This window comes from Pseudomonas sp. B21-031 (assembly GCF_024748985.1).
Taxonomy (GTDB): Bacteria; Pseudomonadota; Gammaproteobacteria; order Pseudomonadales; family Pseudomonadaceae; genus Aquipseudomonas; species Aquipseudomonas kermanshahensis.
This window is the reverse complement of the sequence record NZ_CP087181.1, coordinates 2,033,846-2,052,137: the sequence shown is the minus strand read 5'-3', so window position 1 is coordinate 2,052,137 and position 18,292 is coordinate 2,033,846. Positions and strand designations below refer to the sequence as shown.

The following is an 18,292-nucleotide window of genomic DNA, read 5'->3' as shown; positions in this document are numbered from 1 at the left end:
CCCTCTTCACCCGCCGCTCGTCAGCCCCTGCGCCCCGGTGGCTTCCTGGTCGCGCTCACCTCCCCCGCTTCTGCCGCCCGCGCCCACTCGGCTTGCAGGCGCGCCAGCGCATTGCGCACCCGCGCCATGACTGCCTCGCTCAAGTGGTTCTGCTCAAGATTTACGGTCTCCGGATGGGCCTCGATCCAGCCGAGCGCTTCCTCGCTCAATGCCGCGATGCGGTTGCCACGCAAGTCCACGACCATGTCGGGATGACGCTGCAGTAACGCCAGGGGCACACTGCGTAAGCCGGTCGCGCGTAACGACAGGTAGCGCAGTTGCACGTTGTAGTGCAGCCTCGGCGCCATGCCCAACGGGTTACCCTCCAGGCTCAGGACTTGCAACCGGGAGAACCATTCCAGTCGCAACTCGCTTTGGGCGTCCAAAACAATCGCGTTGTCGCGCAGATCCAGACGGGTCAAGCGGCCGAGGCCATTCAGCTGCTCCGGTACGCGGGTCAGCCGATTGGCACTGAGGTTGAGGATGCTTAGCCGGGCAAGGTTGCCAAGGCTGCGTGGCACATCGTTCAGCAGGTTGCCACCCAGCTGCAGGTTTTCAAGGTTCGGCAGTTGCCCTGCACGGGCATCCAGCACAGCGATCTGATTGAAAGAAAGATCGAGACTGGCCAGATGCTCCAACTGCTCGATACCGGCCGGCAACTCGCCAAGCTGATTGCCACTGAGGTCCAGGTCCGTCAGTTGCCTGGCATTGCCCAAGCCGTCCAAGGTCTCGAGCAGATTACCCCCCAGATTCAACCTGCGCAGGCGCGGCAGATGCTCAAGCCCCTCGAAAGCCGAGAGCTGATTGCCTGAGAGGTCGACGTCCTCCAGGTTGGGGAAGCGGAGCAGGAAATCGCCGCTGAGCGTGGCAAGCTGCTGGTTGCGTAGTGACAACGCGCGCAGGCGTTCGAACTGGATGCCAGCCGGCAGTTCGGGAAGCGAACTGACCGCCAGCCCATCGCCGGATGAGCCCAAAGACGGCAGTTCATCTCGGTAATTTGACTGCCAGGCTTCGCGCAACACACCGGCGATGTAGGACCGCGCAGCATATTCCGGTTCACTGGGTTGCCCGCGCCACGCATCGAAGCTGTGTTCAAGCTGCCGCGACAAATGCGCATAGGCAAGGGTGCCGGGCCCATGCGGAGGCTCAAGCCGATACCAGGTCCACGGGTTGCCACGCGCAAGGGTGAGCATGAGTACCTGCTCCTCCTCCCTGCGCTGGGCAACGATCGCATTGACCGGTCCGCTTGGCGCATGGTCCTGGCCCGGCTCTGGCACCAGCGCGGCCAGCCGTGCACCGTACCTGCGGCGAATGGCTGCAAACTGCGCGTTGTATTCGACTCGCACGTGGTCCTGCCAGAACGCCTGCTGCGCCAGGAACTGGCTGAGCGCCTCTGGCGTCTCGGCCCGGTGCACGGCAGCCTCGGCCTCGGCCAGGTCCCCCAGCGTTACGGTATCGACGTGCTGTAGGTCCAGGTGGGTCGGCTGGCCGTAGAGGCTCAACGGCTCTGCAAGTCCCACTCGGAACGCCAGATAGATGTCGTCCTCATCGCGTTGGCCTGGCCGCCCTTGCAAGCGTTCGATGTGCCGCGCGGCAAAGCGATCGACCTGATCGAGCCTGAACATCTCACGGCCAAGGTTGCGTAACTCGCGCTCAACTCGCCGACCACGCATGCCATCGGTGCGCAAGGCAACTTGCAGCCTGATGACCAGCACATCGAGGTCGGCCCGCCCACGTGGCAGCGCCGCCTGCTCGAACACTGCACGCCGCACATGGGTATGATGAAACATGGCATTGAGCAATTCACCGACGCGACGCCGCATACCCTGCGGTTGCCGAGTAAAGTCTTCGGCGTGCAGCAGTTCTGCGAGGTACCCAAAGAACGCATCGCTGTCGGCTTCGGCGCTTAGCGCTTCCCATTGCCCGCGACGACGGGCGGCTTCCGCCTCGCTCAGCCCCTCGAACCACTGTTCATGCCCATTTACCCTTTCCACGACCGGCGGGGCCGGGGCAACATTCAAACGCTCAAGCGCAACCGGTGACAACGGGTTGCTGTGTAAACGCACGCTGTCGGGGTTGGCCCGCAGCAAGGCGGCCTGCGCCTCACTGACGTCAACGATGCGATTGTGACTGAGATCGACCCATTCAAGGTTCTCCATGTGCGAGGTATCGGGCATGGCTGTCAGCCGGTTTCGCGACAGGTCCAGTTGGTTCACCCGCGGGAAACGGGCGAGGAAATCAGCGTTGACCGCCGTCAGCTCAAGGTTGCGCAGCGTCAACGCGGTCACATGATCAAAATTCACCGCCGGCGGAAGGTCGGGCAGGCTGCCCAACCGTGTGCCGTCAAGGACCAGTATGGGGTTGCCACTGGCATCACGTACGCGTCGCTGCCAAGCATGCCGAATGCGCCGTGCCATGCGCGTGCGCCTGATCAACTGGATCGGCCCGGACGATTGCCGGCGCCAGCGCCCTAACGCCTGATCCAGTGCACGCAGTGCTTCGCACAGTTGCAGGTAGTAGCTCCAGGGTGTCAGCCCCTGCTCGCGGGCGGTATTCGTGAAGGCTTCAAGGGCGCTGTCATCGTAATCGGGAAACAGCCGCTGAATCCCCCGGCGCAGTGCGCGATTGCTGCTTTCGCCACGCCCACTCAGGGGGTAGCCCAGGCGACCATCGCCCAGCCGCACCGGTGGCCGGAAGCCCAGCCCGACCGGCGCCATGCCCAACAGCGTGGCGGCCTTGTCCCGCTGCTCGCTGGCCCACTTCGACAAGGCATCGGCCAGTGCCTGCGGGGACTCACTGGCTTCACCCAAGGCCCGCCGCTGCCACGGGTCGAGCTGCAGCAACAGCGCCTGGAACAGGCTGTCCTCGGCATTGGCCGCGGGCAAGGGGCGCCCGTAGGCGTCCAAGGCCTGATAGCCCTTGGCAGTTCTGAGCACGCTGCGCACTTCAGCGGCGGCCTGTGCACCCGCCCAGGCGGTCCGCTCGCCGGTCAGTGTGCCGCTGCGCAGCTCTATGCGTACAGCTCGCCAGGGCGCCCGGTCGGCAATCAAGGCCAAGGCCAGTTGCTCGCTGTCGCGATTGAGCGCTGCCGCTTGCAGCAGGCCGGCACAGGCGCGGTCCAGGCGCGCATCCCGCAGGTACCAGCGCGCCTCCTCGGCCAAGGCCAGCGGTACGCGCTGGCGTGCTTGCAGGTGCTCGACCTGCGCCTCGGTAGCGTGCTTGATGATCTCCCGCGCCCCGCTCACCGTGAGCCCGGGGAAGTCACGCTGCAACAAAGCTTCGTCCGCCGTGGGGTGCGCTTGCTGCGCCTGCAGGTGACGCTCGAAACCTTCGTCCCGCAACCAGGGCAACCGGTCATGCAGTTGATGACGCTGCACGGCATCCAGCAGCCGAGCGGAGGGCGGTGCGTGCTCTACATGCAGCCGGCGCAGTTGGTCCTCGTCGAGCCCGGTTGCGCGCAACACTTCATGGGCCAACTGGTCATCGAGTGGCGCCAGGCCATGACCCAGGTCGCGCAACAACTGAGCACTCCCCTGCCACTCGTGGGGGCGTTCGAGTTCATGCTGCCAGCCGCCGGCATCATTGCCCTCAAGCAAGGGCGCATAGGCATCGGCGCGGACAGGGTGGCGTATGCGCCGTTGCTGCGATTCAGCGTCCAGCTCGGTCAAGTGCCTTGCTACCGGTGTACGCAGGTACTCTCGCCCCGCTGCCACGGTAAGTTGACCCAGGGCGCCTGGCCCCTCGACGGCATACCCGGGAAGCTCGGGGTCGCACAGTTTCAACCCGTGCGGACCGGCCTGCACGGGGACCAGTTCATCGACCACGGCTGCACGGGCCAAGCGATGCGAGGCAGCACCCGCACCGACATTGGCTGCTGTCATGATCACCGTCTCGGCCACGGCATAGGCATGCTCGAGTGCGGCCTGCCGGTCACCGAGCTGCCAATCGGCATACCCCTCGTATACCTCGTCCGCCACCTGCAGCGCTGTGATGCCCAACAAGGGCAACGCCAGTACCGGCATCGCGAAACTCGCCAGGCCCAGTGCATCGAGGGCAAAGCTCTGGCAGAAGTGCAAACGCCGGTCCCGCGCCTGGGCATCTACGACAGCAGTGGGCACGGCATGCACCTTGGCGTTGTCCAGCAGAGTATCGATCTGTTGCTTGCGCAGGTGCTCGAACAACGGCAGCTCGATCGCCTCATGGCGGCCGTCGAGTTGAACGGGAGCATTCTGCCCCGCACGTTTCAACGCGTTGTCCAGGGCTCGCGTGTAGGCTTCTCGGTCTCGCTCACCGATGAACCGCTGGAAGAACTCGACATACTTCGGCAAGCGGAACTGTTTGCCCAAGGTCAGGAATAGCAAGTGCCAGGAGGCGAACCAGGTCAACGGGCCATGAGGGTCGTCGGGGATCCAACACAGCACGCCTTCTTGGCCAGCATGACGGACCTGAAAGGCCACAGCCCCCCGAACCCGCTGGCCGAATACTCTGATCTGCCGCGGCTCGAACCCGGCGATCGCTGACTTGGTCGCGACCATGGCCACCAGCGGCGCACATTGCTCACAGGCATGCGCCACGATCTCTCCATTGACCAGCGATTGTCGCAGGGCCGCCTCCAGGCTTGCGCGAAAGCCCTCCTCCATCAACGCTTCGACTTGCCGGCCAGCGTCCCCGCCTGGGGTCAACTGCCCCTGCAGGTAAGCCTGGTATTGGCCACCCAGGTCGAGCGAGCGGCACAGCAAGGTAAACGCCCTTGGTGACAGCCCGAGAGTTTGCCCCTCGCTGTCCAATACCGCACTCCCCTGCATGAGCCCGGTGGCGAGGGTTTCGCCCTCGGTGAAGTTGTGCAGCGCCGACTGCAACAGGCTGTGCTGGTAGACCTGTGTTTTGACCCCATCTGGGATCTGGGCAACGTACGACGGAAAGCGCTGCAAGGTTCTGCGCCGCAGCGTGGCCTGGCGCACATCGAGTGTCAGCAGGTGTTGTTCCTGCACTGCGTGTTGCAGCAACGGCGCGGTAAACACATCCAATGGCGTGATCCGTGCCAGCAAACCGTGCAACTCATGCTGCACCTGCTGCTGCCAGCGCTGGCTTTCGTACAGGGCGTAGAGAGTCTCCAGCGAGGCTGCCGTCAGCCAGGCAGGCAAGCGGCTGGCGATCAGGGCGTCGGTAGAATCGTTGGCAAAGGGTAGATCTGGCATCGCAGGCTCCTCGGGCCGGAGCTGCGATTGCACCAGTGTAGGGCGAGGTACTGGCGGTAACTATGCAAAGCCCCCCGCCCGCAGCGGCGTCAGCCGCGTTGGCTCAGCGTGTCAAACTGCGCCCACATTGCCCGCCAACGCGCCAGGTCCTGCTCATCAAGGGGATTGTTGTTCAGGTTGAGCCGGTTAGGGTGTTGCCGAATCCACGCCAATGCCCGCTCGCTCAGCTCGACGATCAGGTTGTCGGCGAGGTCCACGTAAACCTGTGCATGACGCTCCAGAAACACCAAGGGGAACTCACTCAGGCCAGTCGCGCGCAGCGACAGGTGGCGCAAGTGGTCGAGGTTGCGCAGTGGCGGAATCATGCCTATCGGGTTGCCCTTCAAACTGAACGTTCGCAGTTCGCTGAACGCTTCCAGCCGTTGGCCGCCTGCCACGTCGATGACGATCTGGTTGTCCCCCAGGTACAGCTCGGTCAACTGCCGCAGCCGCTCCAAACCCTCGGGTATCGCCTCAAGCTGGTTGCCGCGTAGATTGAGGATTCTCAAGCTGGGCATATTGCCAATCACCGCCGGTACGCTGCGCAACCTGTTCTCGGCCAGGTGCAGTTGCAACAGTCTGTTTAGCCCGCTCAGTGTGCCCGGCAGCTCGCCAAGGCGATTACCTGAAAGGTTCAACTGGGTCAGGCCGACCACGCGCTCGATACCCCCTGGCAGCGACGTGAACTGGTTGTTGCTCAGGTTCAGGTACTGCAGCCTGATCAACCGGTGAATCTGCTCGGGAAGCGCTGACAGCAGGTTGTCACTGAGGTCCAGTTGGGTCAGCAGCGTCAGGCTCTGCACACCGTCAAGCACCGCCAGCTGGTTGCCCCGCAGGTCCAGGCGCGTGAGCCGGGTCAGGGTGGCCAAACCGGGCACCTGCGTGAGCGCGTTGTCGTTCGCGATCAGTTGGGTCAATGACGACAGGTGCTGCACCCCCTCAAGGGTGGTCAACCGGTTATGCTGCACATCCAGGCTGACCAAGCGACGCAGGTTGCCTAGCCCAGGCAGCGCCATCAGCCGGTTGCCACTCAACTGTAAGCTTCGCAACTGAGGGAAGCGGCCGAGGAAATCCCCCTCCAGCGCGCTGATCCCAACATTGCTCAAGCTCAGGCGATGCAAATGCCCAAAGTGAAGATCTGCCGGAAGTACGGGCAGGTTGCCCACAGGCTCGTTGCGTACAATCAACTCATCGACCCCGCCAGGGCCATAGAAATCTGGCTCCCAGGCCTCGCGAATCATTTGCCCGACGCGCTGACGTCGGTGGTAATTGACGGCAGTGGCCTGCCCCCGCCAAGCGCGCAAGCTCAGGTCGAGGCGTTCGACCTGCCTGGCCAACTCACTGAAAGCGGCCCAGACCGTGCGCCCTGGCCTTTGCGCCAGTTGCAGCGCCAGCCACATCACATCCTGTGCCGGGCGGTGCGGGAACAACTGGTGCAGCCCGGCGCGAATGGACTGGCGAGCGCGCATGTCTGCCGTGGTGAGCACCTGACCGCGGGGTGGGCGCAGAGCATCGCCACCACTCAGTGGGTAGCCCAGCCGACCATCGCCGAAACGCACGGGCGGACGAACCGCCCCCTCTTTTGGCGCCATGCCAAGCAACGTTGCCGCGCGCTCGCGTTGCTCACCGGCCCGCACCGCCAAGGCATGCCCAAGCTGCTCGCCGGTCTGGCCACCCTCCCCTAGCACCTGTTTTTGCGCCTCATCGAGGTGCCACCACAGCGCCTGGAACAGAGTGTCATTTTCGCTGGCTGCAGGCGACGCCTGATAACCCTGGCCGCGCCTGATGACGTAACGCACGTCAGCGGCCCCTTCTGCCCCGACGTGGGCGAGCATGTCCCCGCTCAGGCTGTCGTTGCGCAGTTCGACCCGCACGCTTTGTGCCCATGGCGCCGCATCAGCCAGCAGGCCGAATGCCAACCGCTCGGTATCGGCGTTCACCGCCGCCGCTTGATAGAAGCCTGCGCAGGCACGGTCCAGTCGGCTGTCACGCAGCAGCCAGCGCGCTTCGCTGGCCAAGGCAAGCGGCACGCGCTGGGTGCCGATCATGCGCTCGACTTCATCAGGCCCGGCGCACTGGGTGATCTGCCGTGCAGCGCGCGGGGTAAGGCCCGGGAAGTCGCGCTTCAACAGCTGCTCTGCCGCCTCCAGCGGGCGTTGCAGCCCACTCAGGTGCAGCTCGAACACATCGCCGTGCAACTCAGGGTGCTGCGCATGCAACTGATAGCGCTGCAAGGCGTCGTGCAGCCGCGCCGGTGCTGGCGCATGCTCAAGGTGCAGGCGCCGCAGGCGCGCCTCATCAAAGCCGGTCGTGTGCATGACACGCTCCGCCGTCAAAGGGTCAAGCGCCGCCCACGCACTGTTCAAGCGCTGCATCAACTGCGTCGCCCCTTGCCAGTGCTGTGGGGTTTCCAACTGATGACACCAACCGCCCTCGCCATTGCTGTCGAGCAAGGGCGAGTACGCACCCGGCCGGCTAGGGTGGCGGATGCGCAGCCCGGCCCCTGGGCATCTTCGATCACCTCATAAGTCGCCACGTGGGTGCGCAACCGCACGTGGCCGGCCACTGGCACTCGCTCGCCAACGGCGAGCCCCTGATCAGGCACCGCGTAGCCGGGTAAGGTCGCATCGATCAGGCGCAGGTCATGACGTTCGGTCAGCACGGGCACCAGTGCATCGACGTAAGCAGATCGTTCGATCAAATGGCCTGCTGCCACACCGATCGACGCCAATGCCACCCCCGCTGCCAGGTTTTCAGCAACGCCCCACAAGTGGTTCAGAGCGCCTTCCCGATCACCGAGCTGCCAGTCGGCGTACCCCTCATAGACTTCATCGGTGATTTGCAGTGCAGCGATGCCCAGCAACGGCAGACCCAGCACGGGGACAAACAGGCTGGCCAGCCCCAACAGGTCAAGCCCGGCACTTTCATAATCGTGCTTGCGCCGTTCGCGCTCGGCCTGGTTTACCTGTGCGGTCGGCGTGGCCAGCACGCTCGCATCGTCAAGCACGATAGCGAGGCGCCGCTGACGCAGATGCTGAAACAGAGGCTGTTCGATCGCTTGGCTGCGGCCATCGAGCTGCAGCGCCAGGCCGCCCGTTCGGGCTTGCAACAAACGGCGCAGCGTTTGGCTGAAGGCAACCCGGTCGCGCTCGCTGACAAACCGCTGAATGAAGGCGGGATAGCCATTCACCCGGCACCGCTCGCCCAAACTGCGCCACAGCGCCGCCCACGAATCGAATCGCCGCAACGCACCCTGGGCATCGTCCGGCACCCACAGCACGACCCCTTCGAGTGGCGCATTCGGCACGCCCTCGCGACGCGCTTCGAACGCCACAACCCCGTGCAGTACCTTGCCCAGCATACGAAGCTCGAACGGCAACAATCGAGTCGGGTCGGACGCCACTGCGGCAGCCTTGGAGATGATCGGCAGGCACTGCAGGTACGTGCGCTCATCGATCTCACCCTTGATTGCCGCCAGCCGCACGTCGGCCTCCAAGTTGGCGCGGGCGCCTTCTTCGAGCAACGCAGCTACCCGTGTGCCCTCGTCCCCCGGTGCAAGCAGAATGGATTCCAGGTGGCGCTGGTACTGCCCGCCGACGTCCACACTGCGGCATAACGCAATATAAGCATCCGGGCTCAGCGCCTGCGCTGCACCATGAGCATCCACGATCACCCGGGTTTGCAGGCTGCCGGCAGGCGAGGTTTCCTGCGCGGCGAAGTTGTGTAGCCCGGCGGCCAGCAGCGTCACGTCACTGACCTCTCGCACCGCGTTACCCAGCCCCCGGGGGCTACGGAAGGGCTTGGAATGAGGGTCGTGTGGCGCAATTTCAGCTGGCGGACATCAAGCCCCGTCAACTCCTGCTCGTTCAACGCCCGGTTAAGCAGCGCCTGGGCGAACGCATCCAGTGGCGCAACACGCGCAAACAGCGCTGCCAGCCGATGCTGGGTGCGCTGTTGCTGCTGCAGGCTTGCCCGCAACTTGCCCAGGTGGTCGAGAGATGCATTGCTGAGCCAGGCGGGCAGGCGGCTTGCGATCAGGGTGTCGACGAGATTGGGTTGTGGCGATGGGGTGGTCATTGGCAGCCTTTACGGTTGAGAGTTCAGGCCGCAGCTAAGCAGTGTTGCGTCGAGCATCCGCAGTACTTATGTCAACCGAGGCGACAGCCCGAAGGTACAACCGCTTCGATTGCACGCGCCGCGAGCAAGGTCATCCCACCCATTCGTGACTACAGGTCAAATGACCTTCGCACAGACCCGCCTTAATCAATTCATCTGAAACCCGCACACTGCTCCCCACTCGAACAGGTATCGAACCGGGCCACTCGCCTTCATTCGATCCACGTCTCACTGAACAGGAGCACTTCCATGAGCATTCCCTCTTTCGGCCTGGGCACCTTCCGCCTCACCGGCCAAGCGGTCATTGATTCGGTCAAGTCGGCCCTGGCGCTGGGCTACCGCGTCATCGACACCGCACAGATCTACAAGAACGAAGCCGAGGTGGGCCAAGCCATCGCCGAAAGCGGCGTGCCGCGCAGCGAGCTGTTCATCACCACCAAGATCTGGGTCGACAACTACGCCGCTGACAAGCTGGTCCCCAGCCTGCGCGAGAGCCTGGCCAAACTGCGTACCGACCATGTCGACCTGTTGCTGATCCACTGGCCGGCACCGGGCAATGGCGTCGAGCTGCCCGAGTACATGGCAGCCCTGGCTGAGGCCAAGGCGCAGGGCCTGACCCGCCAGATCGGTGTGTCCAACTTCAACATCGACCTGACCCAGCAGGCCATCGCGGTGGTTGGCGAGGGCGAGATCGCCACCAACCAGATCGAGCTCAGCCCTTACCTGCAAAATGCCAAGCTGGCCGCGTTCCTGCAGGATCAGGGCATCACCGTCACCTCCTACATGACCCTGGCCTATGGCAAGGTCCTGAAAGACCCGGTGCTGGCCGAGATCGCCGCCAAGCACAAAGCCACCGTCGCGCAAGTGGCCCTGGCCTGGGCTCTGCAATCGGGCTATGCGGTGATTCCGTCGTCGACCAAACGCGAGAACCTGGCCAGCAACCTACTCGCCCGCGACCTGCGCCTGGACGCCGACGACATGGCGCGCATCGCCACGCTCGAACGCAACGGGCGTGAAGTCAGCCCGGATGGCCTGGCGCCAGCCTGGGACTGATCACCCCGCCGCTGCAGCTTGCACTGTAGGAGCAGCCTTGTGCTGCGAAGAGGCCGGTGAACACAGCATGAATCTTCGCTGTGTTTACGGGCCTCTTCGCAGCACAAGGCTGCTCCTACCCCCCCCCTTCATCCCATCCGGAGCGCTCGATGAGCACGCTTTCTCCCAAACGGGTCCTGTTCGCCCTGGCCATCGGCGCCTTCGGCATCGGCACCACCGAATTCACCCCCATGGGCCTGTTGCCCGTGATCGCCCAAGGCGTCGATGCAAGCATCCCCAGCGCGGGCATGCTGATCACCGCCTACGCCATCGGCGTGATGGTCGGTGCACCGATCATGACCTTGCTGTTCAGCCGCTTCGGCAAGCGCGCGGCGCTGATGTCGCTGATGGCCATCTTCACCTTGGGCAACCTGTTGTCGGCACTTTCGCCGGACTACTACACGCTGCTGGCCTCCCGACTGGTCACCAGCCTCAACCACGGGGCCTTCTTCGGCCTGGGCGCAGTGGTTGCTGCCAGCGTGGTGCCCAAAGACAAACAGGCCAGCGCCGTGGCGACTATGTTCATGGGCCTGACCATCGCCAATATCGGCGGCGTGCCAGCCGCCACCTGGGTCGGCCAGCAGGTCGGCTGGCGCATGGCGTTTGCCGGCACAGCGGTGCTCGGCCTGCTGGCCATGGCCGCGCTGTGGTACGCCCTGCCCAAAGGTGAGCGCGGCAGCGTGCCCCATGTGCGCAAGGAACTCGCCGTGATTGCCCGCCCCAGCGTGCTACTGGCCATGGCCACCACCGTGCTGGGTGCCGGCGCCATGTTCACCCTGTACACCTACGTGGCGCCGGTGCTGGCCGAGCTGACCGGTGCCTCGGACAGCTTCGTCACCCTCGGGCTGGTCCTGATCGGCGTGGGCTTCACCCTCGGCAACAGCTTCGGCGGCCGCCTGGCCGATTGGTCACTGGACGGCGCGGCACGGATCTTCCTGGGTGCCTTGGCGCTGATCATGCTGCTGATGCCACTGGTGCTGGGCAGCCACCTGGGCGCCGCCCTCGCGCTGCTGGTGTGGGGTGTGTTCACCTTCGCCGTGGTGCCGCCACTGCAGATGCGCGTCATGACCGCCGCCGCAGAGGCTCCAGGGCTGGCCTCTTCGATCAACGTCGGCGCGTTCAACCTTGGCAATGCCGCGGGCGCTGCGCTCGGGGGTGGGGTGATCAGCCTGAACTTGGGCTACGCGGCGGTACCGATGGCAGGTGGGCTGCTGGCGGCTGCGGGGCTGCTTTTGGTATGGCTCGGCGGGCGCGCGAAGGAGACGGGTACAGCGCTGGACAGCGCAGCCTGAACGCCTGATAACCTCCCATAGAGCGGATGTTTCATTGATTTAGCCGGCTCCCACAGAGTCAGCGACGCACTTGCGACCTCCGCATCCCACCATTATTCCGCCCCTCGCAATTATGAAGTGCCGGGCACGCCGATTCCCTGCACCGCCCTCGATGACTACGCTCCTAGCTATAAACCACCTGAGGAGTGCCTACGATGCCCCGCCCACCGCTACCCCCTTTCACCCGCGAAACCGCCATCGAAAAGGTCCGTCTTGCCGAAGACGGGTGGAACAGCCGCGACGCCGCCAAGGTGGCGTTGGCCTACATGCCCGATACCGTGTGGCGTAACCGTGTCGAGTTCCCCCGTGGTCGGGCCGAGGTAGAGGCCTTTCTGACACGCAAGTGGAACCATGAACTGGAATATCGCCTGATCAAGGAGCTGTGGGCCTTCACCGGCAACCGCATTGCCGTGCGCTACGCCTACGAGTACCACGACGACAGCGGCCAGTGGTTCCGTGCCTATGGCAATGAGAATTGGGAATTTGCCGAGGATGGCCTGATGCAGAACCGCCATTCGAGTATCAACGAACAACCCATCGCCGAGGCGGATCGCAAGTTCCATTGGCCCCTGGGGCGGCGCCCGGACGATCACCCCGGGCTCAGTGACCTGGGGCTCTGATCGCCACCGGTGGGTCAGCCGACAGGCAGCGTGACCCTGACCTCGAGCCCACCGCCCTGGCGGTTGCTAAGGGTCACGCTACCACCCTGTTCGAGGACGATGGCGCGCGCCGCCGGCAAGCCCAGGCCGACCCCGCCGGTGTCCTTGTTGCGTGAGCCTTCGATGCGGTAGAAGGGCTCGAAAACGCATGCCTGCAGGTGCTCTGGAATGCCCGGGCCTCGGTCAAGAACGCGGATGATGATCTGCTCGTCAGTGATCGCCAACTGCACCGTCGGCTCGGTGCCGTACTTCACCGCATTTTCGATCAGGTTGACCATCACCCGCTTGATACCAATGGGGCGGCCCACATAGACCCACCGGCGCGGCCCGCTGAGGTCAATGTCCACCCCCGCATCCTTGAAGTCGTCGACCACGGTCGACAACAGCTCGCCCAGGTCGAACGCCGTGGCCGGCTCCAGCCGTGCATCATCGCGGAAAAACTGCAGTGCGGCGTCGACCATCGCCTGCATCTCGTCCACGTCCTTGAACAACTTGGCCTGCAGTTCGCCCTCTTCGATGAACTCGGCGCGCAGGCGCATGCGTGTCAACGGGGCGCGCAGGTCATGGGAAATCGCCGCGAGCATCTGCGTGCGGTCGTCGAGAAAATGCTTGAGTTGGGCCTGGGTGGCGTTGAAAGCCAAAATGGCCTGGCGCAGGTCGTAAGGGCCGACCACTGGGATCGGTGGGGCGTTGAAGTCCTTGCCAAAGCGCCGCGCGCCTTCGGCGAAGCGCTCCAGAGGGCGGGCCAGGTAGCGCGTGGCAAACAGCGCGAGCGCCAGGCTGGAGACGATCATCAGCGCCACAATGATCAGGTTGCGCGGCAGCTCATCCAGCCCCCAGCTGCGGTCGGTGGCGCGATAGAGCAGCCATGACTTGTCTGACAGTTCGATCAGAAGCGCATAGCCACGCGGTTGCGCCTGCGCGGGCAAGTCGGACGGCCCGTAGACTTCGATCTGCGCGTCCGGGCGCGCCAAGAGTGCGCGCAATGTCGGCGCCCCTTGGTGAAATTCGTTATCGGCCAAGGCTGGCAAACCGGCCTCGTCACGTTGCAGTAGCCATTGCACGCTGTACGACACATCACCTGCGGCGCTGGCCAAGGTCGGCCGCTGCGCCACAGGCGCAGCGTCGACCATGCGGGCGACGGTAGCAACCTTCTCGATCAAGCCGCTTTCCAGCAACGGCGGCTGCGCCCACACGCTGAGCAGCACACTGAACAGCCATTTGAGCAGCAGCAGGCTGAGCATGGCCGCCAGGGTAGTGAGCGCGATCCAGCGGGCAATGGTGACGCGTGGCCGTGGCAGGGCCCTGCGCGCCCAGGCCAGCAGCCTCATCGCTTGGTCACGCTGGCGGTGAACAGGTAGCCGACGTTGCGCAAGGTGCGGATCAACGGTTCGCTGTCGCCGTCGCTCTCAAGCTTGCGCCGCAGCCGGCTCACCTGCACGTCGATGCTGCGGTCGTAGGCCTCGTGCGCTTCGCCCCGCGCCAGGTCCAGCAGTTGCTGGCGGCTGAGCACACGCCTGGGGTGCTCGGCAAACACCAGCAGCAGCTCGAATTCGCCGTTGGACAAGGGGATCATGACCCCCTCCGGCGAGCGTAACTCACGTCGCAGCACGTCCAGCTGCCAGCCAGAGAATTCGAGTACAGCACGCGACGAGGCAGGCGCTGGGCTGCCCGGACTCTCGCCTGCCCGGCGCAGCACCGCCCGCACCCGGGCCAGCAACTCGCGAGCGGCGAACGGCTTGGTCAGGTAGTCGTCCGCGCCCAGCTCCAAGCCCACCACACGGTCGCTCAGTTCGCCCATGGCGGTGAGCATGATCACCGCTACCTTGTACTCGGCCTGCAAGCGCTGGCACAGCACCAGGCCGCTGTCGCCCGGCAGCATGACATCCAGAATGACCAAGTCCGGCACGCGCCGTTCGAGTGCCTGCCAAAGGCCTTGGCCATCACTGGCTACATCGACCTCGTAGCCGTGCTGGCGGAGAAACTTCTGCAGCAGGTCGAGTACTTCGACATCATCGTCGACAATCAGCAAATGGCTCACACCGGGGCACCGCGAACAGAGGGAGTAAAAGCTAATGCCCGTCAGTTAAGGCCAAGGGGGCCGCTGCGCGGCCCCAATGACAGCCGATGACGCTCAACTGAGTGGCACTAGAGTAAAGGCTTACTTTACGGCCATCCCAGGGCTGCCGTCATATATTTCAACCCGGAAACAAAGTGTCAGCCGGGCAATAATCCAGACATTCCCAGGCAATCAACCGGCCACACCATCGGCGCCAGTTCTTGTCAGGAATGTGCCCATGCCCACCGCTACCCCCACTGCCTGGTTTTCAGCCCGTCATGCGCTACTGGCGTTGTCACTGCTTGCTGCCGGAGGCTGCAGCCAGCGGCCACCTGCCAGTGCCTGCGGCCCTGTGGCCTATCAGCTCAGCGACCCCGCCGAGCCCGCCAACCGCGCCGTGTTCGCCTTCAACCGCAGTGTCGACGATTACCTGCTGGCACCGGTCGCCCGTGGCTATAGCGCATTGCCTGATTTCACCCGGCAGGGCGTGCACAACTTCGCCGCCAACTTCGGCGAACCCAAGGTCTTGGTCAACGACCTGTTGCAAGGCAACGGCGAGCGGGCAATGACCAGCCTGACGCGCTTCATGTTCAACACCACCCTGGGCGTCGCCGGCTTGATCGATGTGTCCGGGAAGATGGGCCTACCCCGACACACGTCGGACTTTGGCCAAACCTTCGGCGTGTGGAACGTCGCCGATGGCCCGATCGTCGAGCTACCGCTGCTGGGCACCCACAACCTGCGCGATGCGACCGGCAGCTTGCTGAGCTTGGCGGTCGACCCGTTCGGCGACAACAGCGACACGGTCGACACCCTGGGCAATGCGGCCATGGCAGGCAGTGTGGTGGATGGCCGCGCCGAAGCGCTGCCGGTGACCGACACGTTGCGCATCCTGCCTGATTACTACCTGGCCGTGCGTGACTACACCGCCCAACAGCGTGCCGAGCGGGTGGCCGAAGGCAAGGCAGGCGCGCCTGGCAAACGGCCGGCGAGCTGCACAGGGGTGCCCACCAATGACTGATGCCCAGCCGGTGGTGTTGTTCAGGCGCCTGCAGCGCGACCCTCGCCAGCAGTTGCTGCACGAGCTCGAGGCGCGGGTCTCCGAGGATGGCCAGCATCTGATTCTGAGCCGTTATCGCGAGCGCACGGGCGATGGCGCTGCTGCACAGCAGCGTCACGAAGTGCACCGCCGCGTGCCCATCGCAACGCTGCTGAAGTGGATGGCCCGGCAAAGCCTGGAGCGCGAGCCATCCTGATCAGGAGATTCAGAGCGTCATCTTGCTGACTGCGGCAAGCAGCAAGGGCGCCATCTGTTTGTCGGTGATCGCCTTCGACTACGGAGAAACCCTGTCACTGCCGTGGCCTTTCGCAGGCAAGCGCGCAACAGGTCAGCGTTGAACGGCCAGTGCATCGGCTGCGGGCACGCTGAAGCCGCTGGCGAAGGTCGGTGCCACATCCAGCCGTTGGCTCATCAGGCCGTGGGCCTTGTAGAAGTCGGCGGTTTCCTGTTGTTCGGCAATGGTCGTGGCGTCGATGGCCTGCCAGCGCAATTGGCGGCGTTCGAACTGCAGGCGCGCGGCCTCTTCAGGGAAGCCGATGATCGCCGCGAGGGTTTTCGAATAGCTGTCCAGGTGCTGATACGCCCAGACCTGGGCGCCGGCCAGGCGTGCCAGGTAGTCCTGCAGTGCGGCCCGGCGTGGCGCATCGTCCAGCGCGTTGTCGGTGGCTGCGAGGAAGCTGTTGCCGCTGGACAGGCCACGGCCATTGACCAGCACCCTGCCCTGCCCGCTCAACTCGGACAGCGCGGTGTAGGGTTCCCAGGTCGACCAGGCGTCCACCGCTCCATTGGCCAGGGCAATCTTGGCATCGACCGGGCCGAGAAAGCGAAACTCGACGTCCTTTTCCGACAGGCCAGCCTGGTCCAGCGCCTTGAGCGCCAGGTGATGGCCAATCGACCCGCGGCCCGTGGCAATGCGCTTGCCCTTGAGGTCGGCGGCGCTGTTGAAGGGCGCGTCGGGGTTCACCAACAACGCCGTGCCGTAGGGGTCGGACTTGTCGACGGCAATGGCCTTGACCGGCGCCCCGGAGGCGAGCACGAACAGCAACGGTGCATCGCCGATGATGCCGGCATCGATCGCCCCAGCATTCAGCGCCTCGGCCAAGGGCGCAGCGGCGGGGAACTCGGCCCACTGAATGTCGTAGGGCAGGTCGCGCAAGGCACCGGCGGCCTCCAGCTGCGCACGCATGTTGCCTTTCTGGTCACCAATGCGCAGGGTCAGGCGTTCGGTTGCGAAGGCTTGGGTCGCCAGCAATGCGCTGGCGGCAATCATCAGAAGGTGGGATCGGATGGACATCCGCGGCTCCTTGCAGGTAGGGAACCTGGACTCTAGCGGCAGCCAATTAATAAATGAAATTGATTTTAGCGATAACCTAATATGCAAAATAAAGCACAAAGCAGTGACTGTCGAACCCTCGACACCTGAAGCAACAGGCCACCTGCATCACTCAAGCGCGCAACCGGTGTACAGTAACCCCACAACAAAGCCCGTCAAGGAGCCCGGCGATGACCGTGACGCTGTCCCCCCTGCAGATCGACTGCGATTTCGATTCCGGCAACATCCAGGTACTGGATGCCAGCAACCCTGCCAAGGTCCACCTGGCCATCCGGCCGGACACCCACAGCGGCCACTTCCAGTGGTTTCACTTCAAGGTCAGCGGGTTGACGCCGGGCCAGGTCCATCGCTTCAGCCTGGATAACGCCTCCGAATCCTCCTACAAGAATGCCTGGGCCGGGTACAACGCCGTGGCCTCCTACGACCAGCAGACCTGGTTCCGCGTACCCAGCCAGTACGATGGCAAGGCATTGTCATTCGAAGTGACTGCCGAGCAGGAACAGATCTGGTTCGCCTACTTCGAGCCCTACCCGCGCGCGCGCCACAACCAACTGATCGAGCGCGCCAAGCAGATCCCCGGTGTCGAACTGCTGGCCAGCGGCCGCAGCGTGCAAGGGCGCGATATCCCCTTGCTGCGTGCAGGCGACGGCGCAACCGGCAAGCGCAAGCTGTGGCTGATTGCCCAGCAACACCCGGGCGAGCACATGGCCGAGTGGTTCATGGAGGGCGTGATCGACCGCCTGCAAGCCAACGATGGCCAGGTGCAGCAATTGCTGGCAAAAGCCGACCTGTACCTGATCCCCAACATGAACCCGGACGGCGCCTTCCTCGGGCATCTGCGCACCAACTTCAAGGGCAAGGACCTCAACCGTGCCTGGCAGGACGCCAGCGTCGAGTTCAGCCCTGAGGTGTTCTTTGCCCAGGCGCAGATGAAACAGTACGGGGTGGATGCGTTCATCGATGTGCACGGCGATGAAGAAATCCCCCATGTGTTCACTGCGGCGTGCGAGGGCAACCCCGGTTACACACCACGCCTGGCTAAGCTGGAGGAGCAGTTCCGGAGCACGCTGTGCAGCGTGACCCCGGACTTCCAGACCGTGCATGGCTATACACGCGATGAGCCCGGGCAAGCCAATACCACGCTGGCGTGCAATGCGGTGGGCATGGCTCATGACTGCCTGTCGCTGACGTTGGAGATGCCGTTCAAGGACCATGACGATGCACCCATTGCCGTTACCGGGTGGTCAGGGGCGCGGTCCAAGGCGCTGGCGGGTGCGGTGTTGGAGACATTGCTGATGATGGCTGACGACCTGCGTTGACCTTCAAGGCCTCTTCGCGGGCCAGCCCGCGAAGAGGCCGATACAGT

13 protein-coding genes are annotated in these 18,292 nt (G+C 64.3%); 6 read left to right on the top strand and 7 right to left on the bottom strand.

Translation table 11 applies throughout. From position 1 onward, the window contains the following. Positions 1 to 20 precede the first annotated feature (20 nt). From LOY53_RS09245 to LOY53_RS09230, 4 genes are all read right to left on the bottom strand, one after another. Complete coding sequence (locus tag LOY53_RS09245; protein WP_258703895.1) at positions 21 to 5,237, bottom strand: NEL-type E3 ubiquitin ligase domain-containing protein; 5,217 nt, start codon at positions 5,235 to 5,237, stop codon at positions 21 to 23. Between the two features lie 89 nt (positions 5,238 to 5,326). After that, complete coding sequence (locus LOY53_RS09240) at positions 5,327 to 7,594, bottom strand: leucine-rich repeat domain-containing protein (RefSeq protein WP_258703894.1); 2,268 nt, start codon at positions 7,592 to 7,594, stop codon at positions 5,327 to 5,329. Positions 7,595 to 7,650: 56 nt separating this feature from the next. Then, entirely contained in the window at positions 7,651 to 9,024 is a 1,374-nt protein-coding gene (locus LOY53_RS09235) for a dermonecrotic toxin domain-containing protein (protein ID WP_258703893.1), read from the bottom strand. Then, entirely contained in the window at positions 9,021 to 9,353 is a 333-nt protein-coding gene (locus LOY53_RS09230) for a DUF6543 domain-containing protein (protein WP_258703892.1), read from the bottom strand. Before LOY53_RS09230 ends, LOY53_RS09235 begins: the two co-directional genes overlap by 4 nt. Positions 9,354 to 9,641: 288 nt before the next feature. On the opposite strand from LOY53_RS09230, the gene dkgB reads away from it, so the two are divergent. From dkgB to LOY53_RS09215, 3 genes are all read left to right on the top strand, one after another. Next, a complete protein-coding gene (gene dkgB, locus LOY53_RS09225) occupies positions 9,642 to 10,445 on the top strand; it encodes a 2,5-didehydrogluconate reductase DkgB (protein WP_252827328.1) in 804 nt (267 codons plus the stop codon). Positions 10,446 to 10,594: 149 nt separating this feature from the next. Further along, positions 10,595 to 11,776 (top strand): MFS transporter, encoded by a 1,182-nt coding sequence (locus tag LOY53_RS09220; RefSeq protein WP_252827327.1) that lies wholly within the window; start codon positions 10,595 to 10,597, stop codon positions 11,774 to 11,776. Positions 11,777 to 11,970: 194 nt separating this feature from the next. After that, positions 11,971 to 12,435: a DUF1348 family protein gene (locus LOY53_RS09215; RefSeq protein ID WP_258703891.1), complete on the top strand. Its 465-nt coding sequence runs from the start codon at positions 11,971 to 11,973 to the stop codon at positions 12,433 to 12,435. 14 nt (positions 12,436 to 12,449) lie between these two features. On the opposite strand, the gene LOY53_RS09210 is transcribed toward LOY53_RS09215, so the two are convergent. Next, complete coding sequence (locus LOY53_RS09210) at positions 12,450 to 13,805, bottom strand: ATP-binding protein (protein ID WP_252827326.1); 1,356 nt, start codon at positions 13,803 to 13,805, stop codon at positions 12,450 to 12,452. After that, positions 13,802 to 14,515: a response regulator gene (locus LOY53_RS09205; protein WP_252827325.1), complete on the bottom strand. Its 714-nt coding sequence runs from the start codon at positions 14,513 to 14,515 to the stop codon at positions 13,802 to 13,804. The genes LOY53_RS09210 and LOY53_RS09205 overlap by 4 nt, the downstream gene beginning before the upstream one ends. A 256-nt stretch (positions 14,516 to 14,771) precedes the next feature. On the opposite strand from LOY53_RS09205, the gene LOY53_RS09200 reads away from it, so the two are divergent. Further along, complete coding sequence (locus tag LOY53_RS09200) at positions 14,772 to 15,554, top strand: VacJ family lipoprotein (protein WP_258703890.1); 783 nt, start codon at positions 14,772 to 14,774, stop codon at positions 15,552 to 15,554. After that, positions 15,547 to 15,789 carry a hypothetical protein gene (locus LOY53_RS09195; protein WP_252827323.1) on the top strand — a complete coding sequence of 81 codons (243 nt, stop codon included), beginning with the start codon at positions 15,547 to 15,549 and terminating at the stop codon, positions 15,787 to 15,789. Before LOY53_RS09200 ends, LOY53_RS09195 begins: the two co-directional genes overlap by 8 nt. A gap of 132 nt (positions 15,790 to 15,921) precedes the next feature. On the opposite strand, the gene LOY53_RS09190 is transcribed toward LOY53_RS09195, so the two are convergent. Next, positions 15,922 to 16,887: an ABC transporter substrate-binding protein gene (locus tag LOY53_RS09190; RefSeq protein WP_258703889.1), complete on the bottom strand. Its 966-nt coding sequence runs from the start codon at positions 16,885 to 16,887 to the stop codon at positions 15,922 to 15,924. A gap of 209 nt (positions 16,888 to 17,096) precedes the next feature. Between LOY53_RS09190 and LOY53_RS09185 the strand changes: the two genes are divergently transcribed. Continuing rightward, positions 17,097 to 18,245 carry a M14-type cytosolic carboxypeptidase gene (locus tag LOY53_RS09185; protein WP_258703888.1) on the top strand — a complete coding sequence of 383 codons (1,149 nt, stop codon included), beginning with the start codon at positions 17,097 to 17,099 and terminating at the stop codon, positions 18,243 to 18,245. The last annotated feature ends 47 nt before the right edge of the window (positions 18,246 to 18,292 follow it).

Coding starts and splice junctions, on each gene's coding strand:
- LOY53_RS09245 (WP_258703895.1), bottom strand. CDS start 5,237: ATGCCAGATCTACCCTTTGCCAACGATTCTACCGACGCCCTGATCGCC.
- LOY53_RS09240 (WP_258703894.1), bottom strand. CDS start 7,594: ATGCACACGACCGGCTTTGATGAGGCGCGCCTGCGGCGCCTGCACCTT.
- LOY53_RS09230 (WP_258703892.1), bottom strand. CDS start 9,353: ATGACCACCCCATCGCCACAACCCAATCTCGTCGACACCCTGATCGCA.
- dkgB (WP_252827328.1), top strand. CDS start 9,642: ATGAGCATTCCCTCTTTCGGCCTGGGCACCTTCCGCCTCACCGGCCAA.
- LOY53_RS09220 (WP_252827327.1), top strand. CDS start 10,595: ATGAGCACGCTTTCTCCCAAACGGGTCCTGTTCGCCCTGGCCATCGGC.
- LOY53_RS09215 (WP_258703891.1), top strand. CDS start 11,971: ATGCCCCGCCCACCGCTACCCCCTTTCACCCGCGAAACCGCCATCGAA.
- LOY53_RS09210 (WP_252827326.1), bottom strand. CDS start 13,805: ATGAGGCTGCTGGCCTGGGCGCGCAGGGCCCTGCCACGGCCACGCGTC.
- LOY53_RS09200 (WP_258703890.1), top strand. CDS start 14,772: ATGCCCACCGCTACCCCCACTGCCTGGTTTTCAGCCCGTCATGCGCTA.
- LOY53_RS09195 (WP_252827323.1), top strand. CDS start 15,547: ATGACTGATGCCCAGCCGGTGGTGTTGTTCAGGCGCCTGCAGCGCGAC.
- LOY53_RS09190 (WP_258703889.1), bottom strand. CDS start 16,887: ATGTCCATCCGATCCCACCTTCTGATGATTGCCGCCAGCGCATTGCTG.
- LOY53_RS09185 (WP_258703888.1), top strand. CDS start 17,097: ATGACCGTGACGCTGTCCCCCCTGCAGATCGACTGCGATTTCGATTCC.